This is a genomic window from Pseudomaricurvus hydrocarbonicus (assembly GCF_011602365.1).
GTDB lineage: Bacteria > Pseudomonadota > Gammaproteobacteria > Pseudomonadales > Cellvibrionaceae > Pseudomaricurvus > Pseudomaricurvus hydrocarbonicus.
The window spans coordinates 161,530-176,413 of record NZ_JAAONZ010000005.1; the positions used below are offsets into that span (position 1 = coordinate 161,530).

Here is a 14,884-nt window from a genome sequence, read left to right on the forward strand (position 1 = left end):
CTTGCGATGTCTGATTGATGAGGTAGCGAGCGTCTATGCCCCCTGACACCAGTGATGTAGTGTTTCATGCCGAAGGCATCACCAAAGTTTACGATATGGGTGAGGTCCAGGTTCACGCGCTGCGGGGGGTGAGCCTGGATTTGTATCGCGGTGAATTTGTGGTGATGCTGGGGGCCTCCGGCTCTGGAAAGTCGACACTGCTGAACATCCTCGGAGGCTTGGATACGGCGACGGATGGCAATGTCACCTACTGCGGTAAAAACCTCACACGTGCCTCGAATCGGGAGTTGACGGATTATCGCCGCCACCACGTGGGTTTTGTGTTTCAGTTTTACAATCTGATTCCCAGTCTCACTGCCGAAGAGAACGTCGCTGTGGTGACCGAGATAGCCGATGATCCCATGTTGCCCGCTGAGGCATTGGAGCTGGTGGGTTTAGGGGATCGGTTGCATCACTTCCCGGCACAATTATCCGGCGGTCAGCAGCAGCGGGTCGCGATTGCCCGGGCGATTGCCAAGCGTCCCGCGGTGCTGCTGTGTGATGAGCCCACCGGAGCGTTGGATTCCACCACCGGCGTGGTGGTGTTGGAGGCCTTGCGACGGGTGAACCGCGAGTTGAATACCACAGTTGCCATTATTACGCACAATGCGGGTATTGCAGAGATGGCGGATCGGGTTATTTATCTTATCGACGGTCAGATCAGCGACATAAAGAACAACGAGAGCATCAAAACGCCCAGCGAGATCGTCTGGTAATGCGCTATCAGGCCCTGCAAACAAAACTCTGGCGCGAATTGTGGCACATGCGCGGTCAGGTGCTGGCTATCATGTTGGTGATCGTGGGTGGGGTTAGCGTGTGCGTGATGAGTTTATCCACCTACGATTCATTGCTGAACACCCGGGACACCTACTACCGCGAGCACAATTTTGGTCAGGTGTTTGCCAAATTGAAACGCGCGCCAGGATCATTAATGCGCTCCATTACGGAAATTCCGGGGGTGGCGTTGGCGGAATCCCGAGTTATTGCTCAAGTCAATCTGGAAGTTCCGGGTTTTGCTGATCCTGTCAGCGGCCTGCTCACTTCCATTCCCGATGGCCGTCAACCGCGTATCAATCGTTTGTACCTGGTTTCCGGCCGTCTGCCTGATCATCGTCGTGATAATGAAATATTGATCAGCGATGCCTTTTCCGAAGCGCAGCGGTTAAAGGCAGGGGATTCGCTGGTGGCCATCATTAATGGCCGAAGACGCAGCATGGCAATTGTCGGTGTTGCCTTATCGCCCGAATATATATACCAAATTGCCCCCGGTGCAATTTTTCCGGATTATAAACGCTTTGGCGTTTTGTGGATGGCGAACCGACCCTTGTCGGCGGCTTATGACATGGATGGGGCTTTTAACGATGTGGTGATTCAGCTGCAGCCGGGCGCCAGCGCCAACGGCGTGATAGATCGGCTGGACCTGTTGTTGCAACGTTACGGCGGTCGCGGGGCCTATGATCGGGATGAGCAATTCTCCAATATGTTTTTGAAGGAGGAATTCACCCAGCTGAAAACCATGGCCTATCTGTTTCCGACCATTTTTCTGGCGGTGGCGGTATTCCTGTTAAACGTGGTGATTACCCGGTTGGTGAGCACCCAGCGGGATATTATTGCCATCCTCAAAGCGTTTGGTTACAGCAACGGGCAGGTCGGCCTGCATTACGCCCAGCTGGTGATGGTCATAACCGTGTTGGGCATCCTCGGCGGTTTTGCGTTGGGAATTTACCTCGGCCAGATAACGACCACCACTTACACGGAATATTACCGCTTCCCGGTGCTGCTCTATACGGCCAGACCCCTGATGTTTCTGGGGGTGGGTTTGGTGACCATCCTGACGGCTTTGTTTGGCACCTGGCGAGCCGTGCACATCGCGGTGAAATTACCCCCGGCCGAGGCCATGCGGCCTGAACCGCCGCAATATTACCGCCGTTCGTGGCTGGAGACATTGGGATTGCAGCGCTGGTTTTCTCCGCCTGGCAAAATGATTGTCAGGCATATGCAAAAGAAGCCCTTAAAAACCGGCTTGTCAATTATCGGCCTGTCGATGGCGGGGGCCATTATGATGGTGGGTAACTTTCAGACAGATGCGGTGAAGATGATGATGCATGTGCAGTTTAATCTGGCCCAACAACAAGATCTGGAAGTCACCCTCTACGAGCCGGTGGCGACAAGCGCGCTGTCCAGCCTAAGGGCCATTCCCGGGGTTGAATATGTGGAGGGCTTAAGAAAAGTACCCATTAAATTGCATTATCAGCACCGCAGTTTTCGAACCAGCCTGCAGGGTATTCCTGCTGATTCCCAGTTGCAAAATGTCTTAACCACAGAGCTGGAAAACATCGCCATGCCAGAGAACGGCTTGATGGTGGTAGAACACCTCGGACACAAACTAGGTTTTAGCACCGGTGATGTGGTGATGGTGGAAAGTCTGGAAGGACAACAGCGCACTGTGCCGGTGACAGTAACTGCACTGTCGCAGCAGTATCTGGGGGTCGGGAGTTATATGAGACGTGAGAACGTCAATCGCCTGATGGGGGAAGGTGATGCGGTCAATACTGTGCTAATGAGCATCGATCCGGAGCTGGCTGATCTTGTGTATCAGCGTTTGAAAGAAATGCCTCTGGTCGCCAGTATCAATATTCGCCAGACCGTCATTGAAAGCTTCCATAACACCCTGAAACAGGTGCTGCTTACGTTTACCTTTATTAATGCGGTCTTGGGGGCTGTGATCGCTTTTGGCGTGGTCTACAACACCGTTCGTATCGCCTTGGCCGAACATGGACGGGAGCTGGTCAGTATGAGGGTGCTCGGTTACACCCACGCAGAAGTGGCTTATATCCTGTTGGGGGAGCTGGCACTGATGACGCTAATCAGTTTACCTTTAGGTTTTTTGCTGGGGACCTGGTTGTGTGAATTTATGAGTTACAACATGAAGTCGGACTTGTTTCGGGTACCGCTGGTTTTAACGTCGTACACTTATGCCTTTTCGGCGCTGGTGGTGATTGTTTCGGCACTGGTCTCGGGTATGCTGGTATGGCGCCGACTTAGGACGTTGGATTTGGTTGAAGTCTTAAAAACCCGGGAATAGCTGGATGGTCGGAATCGCTAGAGGGTTGATGAGGATGAAAGCAAATCCACATTTAACCGACACAAGTTTCATCTCTGAGCTGAAAATCGAAAGAGTAAAAAAACCATGATTTCCACACGCAATGTGATTTTTGGTGTTGTAGCCGCTCTCATCGGACTGCTGTTGTTTCTGGGCTTACGCCCACAACCGGTGTTGGTGGAAGTCACCGAAGTGGTACGTGCGCCCTTGCGAGTCAGCATCGAGGAGGAGGGGGTCACCCGGTTAAAAGACCGTTATCTGGTCTCGGCTCCGGTATCCGGTTTTGTGCGGCGTATTGACTGGGAAGTGGGGGATCTTTTCAAACAAAACGATTTACTGACCGAATTGGAACCGCTGCGCTCCAATGTGCTTGACCCGCGCAGTCGTGCTGAAGCCGAGGCCCGCATCGCAGCGGCCCGATCCGCTTTGTCTGCCGCAGAAGAACAAGCAGCGGCGGCAGGAGCTGACGCCGAACGTTATGCTGAAGAATATCAACGCAAACTGAAGCTCAGCAAGACCCGTGTCATCTCTGAAGACGAATTAAGCCAGGCCAGAGCTGACAATCAGCGTGCCAAAGCGCTGCTGCGTTCGGCCCAATTCGCCGTTGATGTGGCCCGCTACGACCTGGATGCTGCCAGTACGCAATTGAAATATTCAGCCGCCCAAAACTCGGTAGGCGTACTGAAGGAACGCGTGCCGATCAAGGCTCCGGTTAGCGGTCGGGTATTAAAAATTTTACGTGAAAGTGAAGGGGTGGTAGTTGCCGGCACACCCTTGTTGGAACTGGGTGATCCCGCAGCCCTGGAGGTGGCGGTGGATGTTTTGAGTTTTGACGCGGTGCAAATTTCGCCCGGCACACCCGTGGAGTTGCAACGCTGGGGCGGTCAACTGCTGCAGGGTGTCGTGCGCCTGGTCGAGCCTGTGGGGTTCACCGAAGTTTCCGCACTGGGCGTGGAAGAACAGCGGGTTTGGGTAATTGTGGATATCACCTCCGGTGCTGAACAGTGGAAGAATCTGGGTGATGGCTATCGTATTGAAGCCACTTTCATCCTTTGGGACGGCGACGATGTGTTGCAAGTTCCGAATGCGAGCCTGTTTCGCATCAGTGGGGAGTGGGCATTATTTTTGGTTAATGATGGATATGCCGAGCTGCGTAAGGTCAGGTTGGGTAAACGCAACGGGCTCTACTCACAGGTGATTGAGGGGGTGGCCTTGGGTGAGCGAGTCATACAGCACCCGGATAATAATCTGGCCGATGGCAAGAGAATTAAGATCAGGCAAGTTAACATCAGGTAAGTAAGCACGAGGGACTGACACTGATCGTTATTGTAAGTCTGCCTCTAAACTTTACGGCGCCGCTGTTACAACCTGACGGTACTGAGCCGCAGTCACCCCGAACCATTTTTTGAAGGCACGAAAAAAGTTGGCGGCGTAGTCGTAGCCCAACAGATAACTGATTTCCTGCAGCGGCAGGGTGGTGCTGGTCAGGTACTCTTTAGCCAATTCCATCCGCACTTCACTGGCAATGTGCTTGTAGCTGGTGCCGGCTTTTTTCAGGCGCCGATGAAACGTGTGGGGTGGCAACTGAAACTGATGGGCAAGGGCCTCCAGCGAGGAAAAATGTCTCTGCGGCGACAGCAAAAGTGCGCGTCTAACCTGATTGACGAGATCACTTTGTGTATCCAGTTGCGACAGAATCAGTGAGCATTGTTCCTGACACAATCTGGCGGTGGCCGGATTGGCAGTGGGGAAGGGCGTGTCATACCAGGCTTCGGGAAACGATAATTCGGTTTCTTCATGCCCAAAGCTGACCGGGCCCGGGAACAAGGCCCGATATCGGTCCGCGTAAGCCGGGGCAGGGTAGCCGAGCTTTAATTGCAATTCGGGCCTGCCTGCCAGCGACGGCAAACGCTGGTGCATCCATTTCCAGGTTGATGTCAGCCATTCTTCCTGCAAATAGATATTGGTGGTTGTCTGCCGGGACGGCGTTGGCAAACGGATGCAAACACGTCCCTGGGTAATGTCACGACGGGCCCTGAGCGGGTGGGGATAGAGTGCGTAGTGCTTGGTGGTCAGTTCCCACGATTGGCGAAAGTTTTCCACGCTCAAGGACGCGTATCCCAGCAATCCCGCATCGGTAATGTCAAAGCAGTTACCCAGCTCCAGAAAAAAGCCGCTGGCTTGCAGGTCCGGCGCCGCCAGTGCCAACAGCTGGTAATACTGCGGCAAATCGAGAACCGATGACGACAGGTCGCCCCGATTCGGGCGTATGCCCATCTGCCTCATGGCGGCTTCCAGATCGAACCGCGGTGTTTGCCCTGCTGGGTTGGCCTCGTCCACACGCTCCACCTGCAGTTGCAGCAATCGACAAAAGTGCCGCAACAGCTTGGCCGCAAGCCGGTGGGTTTCTCGTTGAAGGTCAGCCTGGTGGGGGAAGGGCATGGTCTAGCTCTGGATATGGTTTAGCTCTGGATAGGGTTTGTTTCTGGATAGCGTTTGTCTCTTGGCACGGTCAAACACTGGCCGGGGGGATTCGGCCAAGTCCAGCCCGCTAGAGATTGTTATTTAATGATAGTTTTTTGTCAATTAATGATATATTTCTGACGATTGACCACTGTTACTCTGCTGCGCAAAGCGAAGCATATCGCTTGTCGTTTAATGCTCAGCAGGAGAGACAGCAATGAGCCAGAGAGCCGCGGCGTCTACGTCGCAACGTGTCATACAAAAAAGTGTCAGGCCGAAAAGTGTCAATTACCGTTCCAGCCACGCCGGTCAGGGTGGGGGGATGGCGGATGTGGTGTTGATGAATGGGACCATCTATACCGTTGACGATCAACAATCGTGGGCCGAGGCGGTGGCCATCAAAGACGGGCGTTTTCTCGCGGTCGGCAGGCCAGAAGACGTCGAGTCACTGATCGATGCACACACACAGATCGTGGATCTGGCGGGGCGCTTTGTCATGCCCGGTCTTTATGACATGCACACCCACCCGGATCTGGCGCTGGCGCCGGGTTACGCGGGGTATCTGGACATCGGGCTGGAAAGCCCAACCCCCGCTGATATTCGGCAACGTATTCTGGATTACGCGGCCGCACAGCCGGGAGATGGCTGGATCTACGGCGCATACTTTGTGCACTTCACCTTTCGGCAAGCGGGCGTTGAGCCCGGTCGGGCGTGGCTGGATGCGATCTTGCCTGATCGCCCGATTGCCATTCTGGACCGTTCCTGGGGATCCATGATGGTGAACTCCAAAGCGCTGGAGATTGCTCAGATCACTGCCGATACGCCGGATCCGGGCAATGGTTACCTGGAGCGTGACAGCCTCACCGGCGAGCCGACGGGCATACTGGTGGATGGCGCCTATGCCATGATCCACGCCGCCATGCCGCCCACACCGATGCCGGCCTTAACACGAGCCTATCGCGAGGGGGTGCAGTATCAATCGTCCCGCGGTGTGGTGGCCACCAAGTACGTCCACGTCTGTGAGCATCGGCTCAACGCCCTCAAAGCCCTCGACGATGCCGGTGAACTGACGTTGCGGGTGGAGGCCGCCATCAGTTGGCAGGATGATATTTTCCCGGTGAAGCGGCGCTGGCAACTGATCGCCGGGGAGCGACACTACTACCGCAGTGCCCGCCTGAGTGCCAATGCGGTCAAGTTTCACTTCGACGGGGTGCATGAAACCCGGTCTTCTTATCTGGCCGGGCCCTGGCCGGGGGAAACCTCCTGGCGGGGCGGCTTAAACCTGACGCCGGAACACATTACCGACATGGTGGTGGATCTCGACCGCAAGGGCATCCGCGTGATTGCCCACTGCACCGGCGACGGCGCCTCCGATTTGTTTTTGGATGCCGTTGCCGAAGCCCGGCGTGCGAACGGTGAGGGGGTGCGTCATCAGTGTGCCCATTCCACCTTGTTGCTGCACGAGAACCTGGCTCGATTCAAAGCCTTAAACGTAACGGCGGAGTTCTCACCGGCGGCCTGGTACCCCTCGGAGTTTGCCTACGCCAGAACCCACGCTGGCGCCGAGCGGGTGAAAACCCTGTACAACTTCAAGGGCGTGCTGGAGGCCGGCGGTAACGCGGTTATGGGGACGGACTGGCCCGTGTCGAACATCAATCCCTGGATCGGTTTTGAAACCATGATCACCCGTCAAAGCCCCTGGGGGGAAGACACCACACCGTTTGTGGGTGAGCCCATTTCTCTGCAGCAGGCCATTGAGGTGGTGACCATCAATGGCGCTCGGTGCATGGGGATTGAAGCGCGGGCGGGCAGTATCGAAGTGGGCAAGTCAGCGGATCTGATCGTGCTGGATCGCAATTTGTTCGAGATCCCGGTGCGCGGCAATCTGCATCGGGCGCAAGTGGATCTCACCGTGATGGAAGGGCAGATTGTCTGGGATCGGCTCGATCAATTTCGCGGCAGCGAGCTGGAGGCGGTGTGGAAGCCCGAAGAGATCCCCGACTTCGATCCCAAACCCATTGCCCAAAAGGTCGAGCCATGAACCTGAAAACAGCGCCCATTCCTGTCACTGTGGTGTCCGGTTTTCTGGGCTCCGGCAAAACCACCCTGTTGAATCGAATTCTCAGCAGCGATCACGGCTTGAAGATTGCTGTGATGGTGAATGATTTTGGTGATATCAACATCGACAGTGAGTTGATTGTCAGTGCCGAGCAAAATACGCTGAACCTGGCCAATGGTTGTATTTGCTGTACGGTGGAAAGCGACTTGATTGAGCAGTTAAGACAACTGCATCAGCGCCGGGACCGGCCCGACCATATCCTGATTGAAACCAGCGGCGTGTCCAATCCCTCAAAAGTGGTGAGTAGCCTGCGTTACCCACAGTTCAGGCACAAGCTGGTGATTGATGGTGTGATCACCCTGCTGGATGCGGATCAGTTTTCGACGCTTGAGGGTGACATGAAGAGCCTCGCCATGGATCAGCTGGCGGTGGCGGACATTGTGGTGATCAATAAAACAGATCTCGCCAGTGACGCACAGCTGCAACAACTGCGAGAACAATGGTTATACCCCAACGCCCGGGTGATTGAAACGCAGTTTGCCGAGGTGCCCCTGGTGCTCTTGTTCGGTCAAGGTGTGGCCGATGCCGCGTTGAAGTCTGCGTCTGATCATCGATGTGCCGAACATTCTCAGGAGCATTCTGTAGGGCATTCTCGGGGGGAGTGCCAGGATCATTGTCTGACGCACATTCACGAGCATTCTGCTTCCATCAGGTGCACTTCGCACAGCGCGCATGCCGAGCTTTCGCATGGCCAAATGTTCGCCACCCTGAGCTGGCAGAGCAGCTCACTGATGAGTTTGCCCAAACTGCGTCAGGCGCTACAGAACCTGCCGGCCAGCATTTATCGGGTGAAGGGCTTTGTGCACCTTAAAGAAGTGCCCGACCAGCGCTGTGTGGTGCACGTGGTCGGCTCACGGGTCCATTTGGAAAAAGAAAGGCCTTTACCCCAAACGCGCATCACTGAGAAACCGGCAGACAGCCCTCAGCCCATAGAGAGCCCTCAGCATATAAAAAGCCCTCAGCCAACGAATAACCAATTGGTGCTGATAGGGCTTCCACCACTGGATCAAGGCTCTCTCTCGGCCTTGTTTGAACAGTGTGCTCTCTAGCGGTTAGACACCGGTTGTCGTTATAGGGTTGTGGTAAACATCCATCGACTGCCGAGGGGCGCGCGCTATTTAGGGTGTATTTTTACCGGCAACGATTTAAACCCTTTAACAAAGTTCGAGCGCACATACTCGGGTTCACCCACCACTTCAATCCAGTGGAAGCGCTGCAGGATTTCTTCCCACAAAACCCGCAGCTGCATTTCGGCCAGGCGGTTGCCCATACAGCGATGGATGCCAAAGCCAAAGGACAAGTGCTGGCGGGCGTTGTGGCGGTCGATCATGAAGTGGTCGGCTTGATCAATGACCCGCTCATCGCGGTTGCCGGATAAATACCACATCACCACCTTATCGCCTTTACGGATGGTCTGGCCATGCATCTGCACATCCTCGGTGGCGATGCGGCGCATATGTGCCAGGGGCGTTTGCCAGCGAATGATCTCGGACACCATGTTCGGAATCAGCCCGGGATCAGCCCTCAGTTTGTCGAATTCGGCGGGGAATTGATTGAGCGCGTGAACCCCGCCGGAGATGGAATTGCGTGTGGTGTCATTGCCACCGACGATCAACAGAATCAGGTTGCCGAGAAACTCTTTCGGCCGTTCAATCAGATCCTTGGTGTCTTCATTGTTCTGCAACAGCTGGATCAGGTCGAAGCCAGGGGGCTGACCTGCAGCCTGCTCGGCAGCGCGCTGATGCCAGAGCCCAGAGAAGGTTTTGGCGCATTCACCCATGGCGCTCATGCGTTCTTCCGGATCGCAAATAGCGCCGGTCATTTCGGGCACGGCGGTGGCCATGTCAGACCAATAAATAAGTTTGTGCCGATCTTCAAATGGAAAGCCAAACAGGGTGGCCAGCATTTGCGAGGTCAATTCCACCGACACATGTTCCACCCAGTTAAAGCTCTCGCCTATGGGCAAATTATCGAGAATGCTGCCGACGCGCTGGCGGATCAGGCCTTCCATTTGCGTCAGGTTAGCCGGCGCGACGACTCCTTGAACCGCCTTGCGTTGCTGGTCGTGTTTGGGGGGATCCATGGCAATGAACATGTCCAGCTCCATATCCTCTGTTCGATCGCCAATCACAATCACCGGCTCGGACGAAAACAGTTTCCAGTTACTGTCGACAAATTTGATGTCATCAAAGCGAGTGATTGACCAGAAGGCGCCAAAGGGGCTTGCTGGCAAATAGTGAATCGGTGCTTCGTCGCGCAGGCGTTTGAAATAGTCTGGCCAAATGTTCTGTTCCAGCAGGCGCGGGTCACTGACGTCCAGTTGATCCAGGGGGATGGCATGGGCTTGTGGCAGAGGCTCAACCGCGGAAGACAGCGTAAATGGGATATTCATTATTATTCTCCTTGATGGGACGCGATCACATTTGAAATTCGGGGAGTCGTACAACCAGGCCGTCCAGCGCGTCCGTGACGGTCAGCTGACAGGACAAACGAGAACCCGGCTGTGGCTCTGGTGTCATGTCGAGCATGGCCATTTCCTCCTCCTGGGCGGTGGGTAATTTACCTTGCCAGGTCTCATGAACGATTACATGGCAGGTCCCGCACGCACAGCTGCCGCCGCAATCGGCGTCAATGCCCGGGATGCCATGATCAATCGCTATCTGCATGAGACTCTTGCCAGTTTCCGCGTCGACGCAATGGGATTTGTCACTGTATTCGATGAAGGTGATTTGGGGCATGAGATAGCCTCTCTGTTTTGGTTTCTAGTTATGGTTATGTCTGGTTTTAATAGTAGGGGCTGATGGAGGATTACTGCAGGTCATTTATTGACAAAATGGGGTCATTTAAAGACACTTGAGCACGCCCTACTCAGGATCATCGTATGTTAATGCCCGCCATTCCCTCGATTGACAGCCCGTGCATTCCGACCAGTTATACCCGTCTCATCGCCTCGGAGCTGGGTCTGCAAGAAAAGTCATTGGGGCTGTTGTTGGCAGGCACTCGCCTGGAAGGGCCAGATCTCACCAGCGATGCAAGCCTCTTGACCACGCGTCAGCAGGTACAGATCCTGCGCAATTCATTGAGGTTAGCCGGGGATTCCGGCTTTGGCCTGCGGGTAGGTAACCGTCTTACACCCCCCACTCACGGTGCGCTGGGTTTTTTGGCCAACAGCAGCCCGGATTTATTGTCAGCCGTCAAAGCCTTTCAAGATTATCTGCCTACCCGCATGTGTTTTATTCGCATGGACATTTCACGCAGTGATGAATGGTTAGAATGCCATCTGAAAGTGGATTTTGAGGCGGAGGTGGAAATTTATAGAAGTCTGATTGAGGCGGTCAGTCTCTCTCTGTTGACCACCATTGAATGCATTATTGGCCGTCCGATGCACGATGGTATGCTGGATTTGCGTTTCTCCGCTCCCCACTATGCACGACTCTATAAACAGTACCTGCCATGTCCTGTGCGATTCGACCGGGCGGAATCCTGTTTACGCATTCCTCTCCAGCTCTGTTATACACCCAACAGTTTTGCCGATCACGGTAACTATGAACTGGCACTGCAGCACTGTCAGACCTTATTGGCACAGTTGCCAGCTCACAATCACACCTCCAGACAACAGGTGGAGGCCTATATGCTGACTCATGCGCCGGGATTGTGTCAGGAGGAGAATGTGGCCGAAGCTTTGTTTATCACCAAGCGCACTCTGGCGCGACGGCTGGCCCTTGAGCAGACCAGTTTCCGTGCATTGCGCGACGAATTGCTGGCACGGCTGGCAGGCAGTTACTTGAGGGACAGTCGGCTGACGGTTGAAGTGGTGGCCAGTTTGTTGAATTATCATGACAGCGCCAATTTTCGTCGGGCTTTCAAGCGCTGGTACGGTATGACGCCCAGCGAGTATCGCCGCAAAACCTGACAAAAATGTCTGTCCGGTTGCAACCCGGTAATCCTTGTTTGGCGGCGATATCATGCACGGGCAGCGTCAGCCGAATCCCACGGCGGAGCGTGTTGATTTAATCGCGATGCGAACAACCGATCACGGAATGGGAAAGCCCCTGGCGGCCTCAAGCAGACTGAACCACTGTTGATGATCAAGGTGAATGTCCACGGCGCCGGCTTGTTGCTTGACCCGTTCGATATTGCCGCTGCCGATGATCGGCATCGCCTCACAGGGCAAGCGCAACACAAAGGCCATGAGTATCTGATCCAGCTTGGCGTTCAGCTGTTCACCAATTTCCAAAGCCTTATGGCGCAATGCCGCGTACTGAGGATCGTCAAACACCTTGCCGCCACCGAGGCAGGACCAGGCCATCGGCTTGATGTTGTTTTGCGTCAGGTAATCCAGATTGCCGTCAAACACAGAGTCGGTGTTCACCGCACTGATTTCCAGCTGGTTGGTGATCAACGGAAACGCAAGTCGCGATTGCAATAAAGAAAATTGACTGGCGCTAAAGTTGGAGACACCGAAATACCTGACTTTGCCAGCCTGTTTTAAGCGTTGAAACGCTTCTGCGACGTCATCGACATCCATGAGAGGGTCTGGACGGTGAATGAGCCACACGTCTAGAGTGTCGATGCCCAGCTGCTGCAGCGAACGCTCGGCGGCCTGGATCAGGTAGTCTTTGCTGGTATTGTAGTGTGCCAGATAGACATCCGGCTTCTGTTCACAGGGAAACTGAATGCCGCCTTTCGAGACGATTTCCAATTTGTCCCGCAGATGAGGAGCCAATTTCAGGGCTTTGCCAAACAAGGCTTCTTCGGTGAAGGCCCCGTAAACATCGGCATGGTCAGTGGTGGTGATGCCCAACTCCAGACCCTGCTCGACAAAACGAACCAGGTCCTGAGCGGACATGTTCCAATCGGTCAGGCGCCAGTAACCTTGAATACAGCGAGAAAAGCTCAGATCGCCATTGGCCAGTTCAACTCTTTGCATGGTGATGTCATCTGCGTTTTAAAAGCCGCATCTTAACCAACTCGGGTCAGCATCGCCATGGTTCATCGCTGTGGTTCTTAGCCAGGGTTCAAGGCGATTTTCCGTGGCGGCGGGATTTGCGACCTGCGACCACGGTAGCCTCAGTCCTTTTGATAAACAAAACGGCCCTTGAGCATGGTTTTCAAGGCCTGCGTTTGGGCGATGTGGTAAGGGTCTTGCTGGAAAATATTGTGGTCCAGAATCACCAGGTCGGCATCCTTACCCACGCTGAGGGAACCGGCATTCGAGTCCTGCCGCAGTTGGTAGGCGCCATTGAGGGTGTAGCCACGCACCAGCTGTTCCAGGCTCAGCTTTTGATCCGCGGGTTGCATGACGGGCGCCTTTTGCCCGCCTTCCAGATCCTGGCGGTTATGGCCAATTTGCATGCCGACCCAGGGGCTGGCCCGATCAAACTCGAACGGGACCACCACATCACTGGAAAAGGTCACGGTGGCGCCCGCGTCAAAAAACGCTTTGGCCCGCATCTTGTGATGATTGCGCTTGCCCAGGGTTTCGGCGCCCCCCTGAAACAGGTCGCCAAACCAATGCGGGGTGAAATTGGCCACCACCCCGAGCTGCTGAAAGCGGGGGATGTCGGCTTCATCCACCAGCTCCAGGTGGCATAAGGTCAGGCGCGGGTAATCCCAGTGTTGAGCGCCGGCCTGTTCATAAGCGTCCAGCGCGATACGCGTTGCCCGGTCACCCACCACATGCAGATGCAGATCCATTTTCTCTTCGTGCAGCTGCTGGATGAACGCCACCAAACGGGCCTGGCTGATCAGCGTGCCACCCTGATTGGACGAATCATTGGCGAAAGGCTGCAGAACGGCAGAGGTGGAGATCTCATGGACACCGTCAAAATGTATCTTCACGGTATTAAAGTGCAGGTTGGTACCGGTATAGGTCTGACGCAAACGCTTTAATTCGGGAATGGCCTGGTCAATTTGGTCGGGCAGGTGCACGTGTACCGTGCCTTCGTAGTGCAAAGGCAAGCGATTTTCACGGTCGAGTTTTGACAAGGCACTGTAGACTTTGTCGTGCAGCCACAGGTTACCGCCATCATAGAGTTGGGTCACGCCCCGACTGGACAGGAACTGCAAAAACTTTTCCAAATTGTTTTCCAGATCGGCGGCGGTCGCGGTGCGCAATATACGCTCCTGAACCGGCGCACTGGAAAATTCCTTGATCCAGCCGGTGGGTTCGTTGTTACTGTCGCGTTGGTAAAATGCCAAGCCCGGGGCCGGGTCTGGGGTATTGCGATCGATGCCCATCACCTCCAGCGCTTTGCTGTTGAGCCACATGCTGTGACCTGAGTCGTCCATGATCGCGACCGGTCGGTCATTGACCGCTTTATCCAGCAATGCTTTGTGAGGACCTTGTAGACCGAAATCGGCGGTGCGAAAGTAACCGACCACGATAAATTCGAGGTCCGGATTATTGGCCGCGTACTGTTGCAACCAGGTGAGTAGAGCTTCAGGTTCGGGGTTGGGGGTGTCGACCACCTCCACCGAGGCGAACAAAGACAAGATCCCCGCATGCGTGTGCCCGTCAACGAGGCCTGGCAAAACCAGATCGCCGTCCAGCTTTAAGGTTTCGGTGCCAGCACCAATCCATTTTTTTGCACCCGTGTCATCGCCCACATACACGATTTTTCCCTGATCGACCGCAATTGCGGTGGCTTGGGGTTGATTGATGTTTTCGGTGTGAATCTGAGCGCCGAGGATAACGGTGTCCGCAGGTGCAATGTCGGTGTTGGCATCAGCAATCTCGGGCGTTGTGCAGGAAGGCAATAAGGCGATACTGGTGAGCAACAACAAATGCCTCACGAGGTTGGGTAAAGACGGTAATAGGTTCAGCATAATAGAGCCTGTCGATGTGTAGATTCGTCAATGTGCATAAAAAGAAAGATTTGTTTTCACAGTGGGTGCCGTCGTTAACGTTTAAAAAGTGCCGACCTGAAACAGCGTCGGCTAAATTGAGAGAAAGTAACGCAACGTGAACATCCCAGGTGAAACCTGGAATTGGGTAGTGTGAGTTTCAGTGTTTAAACACTCGGGCTCACCTGGGCCTCAGTTAATTAAGCGCAGCAACGCTAGGCAATAAGAGCCTTCGCCCCTATCAAAAAATTCAACCAAAAAATTCAACCAAAAAAATCAACACCTCTCAGCGCCAAAAAGTCACAGCCGTGTAA

The 14,884-nt window shown here is 54.6% G+C and carries 11 protein-coding genes; 6 read left to right on the forward strand and 5 right to left on the reverse strand.

The window, feature by feature from the left end:
- Positions 1 to 35: 35 nt before the first annotated feature.
- The 3 genes from G8770_RS09290 (at position 36) to G8770_RS09300 (ending at position 4,438) form a co-directional block, all read left to right on the forward strand.
- Positions 36 to 755, forward strand: coding sequence for an ABC transporter ATP-binding protein (locus G8770_RS09290; RefSeq protein ID WP_167185202.1), 720 nt, complete (start codon positions 36 to 38; stop codon positions 753 to 755).
- Positions 755 to 3,124 (forward strand): ABC transporter permease, encoded by a 2,370-nt coding sequence (locus G8770_RS09295; RefSeq protein WP_167185205.1) that lies wholly within the window; start codon positions 755 to 757, stop codon positions 3,122 to 3,124. The genes G8770_RS09290 and G8770_RS09295 overlap by 1 nt, the downstream gene beginning before the upstream one ends.
- Positions 3,125 to 3,229: 105 nt before the next feature.
- The gene (locus tag G8770_RS09300) at positions 3,230 to 4,438 is read left to right on the forward strand and encodes an efflux RND transporter periplasmic adaptor subunit (RefSeq protein WP_167185207.1); all 1,209 of its coding nucleotides are present in this window, start codon (positions 3,230 to 3,232) and stop codon (positions 4,436 to 4,438) included.
- 51 nt (positions 4,439 to 4,489) lie between these two features.
- Here the strand turns inward: G8770_RS09300 and G8770_RS09305 are convergent, their stop codons facing one another.
- On the reverse strand, positions 4,490 to 5,584 hold the full coding sequence (locus tag G8770_RS09305; RefSeq protein ID WP_167185210.1) for an AraC family transcriptional regulator: 1,095 nt from the start codon (positions 5,582 to 5,584) through the stop codon (positions 4,490 to 4,492).
- A 238-nt stretch (positions 5,585 to 5,822) separates the two neighbouring features.
- On the opposite strand from G8770_RS09305, the gene G8770_RS09310 reads away from it, so the two are divergent.
- Both G8770_RS09310 and G8770_RS09315 read left to right on the forward strand, forming a co-directional pair.
- Positions 5,823 to 7,646 (forward strand): amidohydrolase, encoded by a 1,824-nt coding sequence (locus tag G8770_RS09310; RefSeq protein WP_167185213.1) that lies wholly within the window; start codon positions 5,823 to 5,825, stop codon positions 7,644 to 7,646.
- Positions 7,643 to 8,773: a CobW family GTP-binding protein gene (locus tag G8770_RS09315; RefSeq protein WP_167185216.1), complete on the forward strand. Its 1,131-nt coding sequence runs from the start codon at positions 7,643 to 7,645 to the stop codon at positions 8,771 to 8,773. The genes G8770_RS09310 and G8770_RS09315 overlap by 4 nt, the downstream gene beginning before the upstream one ends.
- A gap of 65 nt (positions 8,774 to 8,838) precedes the next feature.
- On the opposite strand, the gene G8770_RS09320 is transcribed toward G8770_RS09315, so the two are convergent.
- Complete coding sequence (locus G8770_RS09320) at positions 8,839 to 10,116, reverse strand: cytochrome P450 (protein ID WP_167185219.1); 1,278 nt, start codon at positions 10,114 to 10,116, stop codon at positions 8,839 to 8,841.
- Between the two features lie 25 nt (positions 10,117 to 10,141).
- Positions 10,142 to 10,462: a 2Fe-2S iron-sulfur cluster-binding protein gene (locus tag G8770_RS09325; protein ID WP_167185221.1), complete on the reverse strand. Its 321-nt coding sequence runs from the start codon at positions 10,460 to 10,462 to the stop codon at positions 10,142 to 10,144.
- A 143-nt stretch (positions 10,463 to 10,605) separates the two neighbouring features.
- On the opposite strand from G8770_RS09325, the gene G8770_RS09330 reads away from it, so the two are divergent.
- Entirely contained in the window at positions 10,606 to 11,637 is a 1,032-nt protein-coding gene (locus G8770_RS09330) for an AraC family transcriptional regulator (protein WP_243760379.1), read from the forward strand.
- Between the two features lie 120 nt (positions 11,638 to 11,757).
- Here the strand turns inward: G8770_RS09330 and G8770_RS09335 are convergent, their stop codons facing one another.
- Positions 11,758 to 12,654: an aldo/keto reductase gene (locus tag G8770_RS09335; protein WP_167185224.1), complete on the reverse strand. Its 897-nt coding sequence runs from the start codon at positions 12,652 to 12,654 to the stop codon at positions 11,758 to 11,760.
- Positions 12,655 to 12,794: 140 nt separating this feature from the next.
- Complete coding sequence (locus G8770_RS09340) at positions 12,795 to 14,552, reverse strand: amidohydrolase (protein WP_167185227.1); 1,758 nt, start codon at positions 14,550 to 14,552, stop codon at positions 12,795 to 12,797.
- Positions 14,553 to 14,884: the final 332 nt, after the last annotated feature.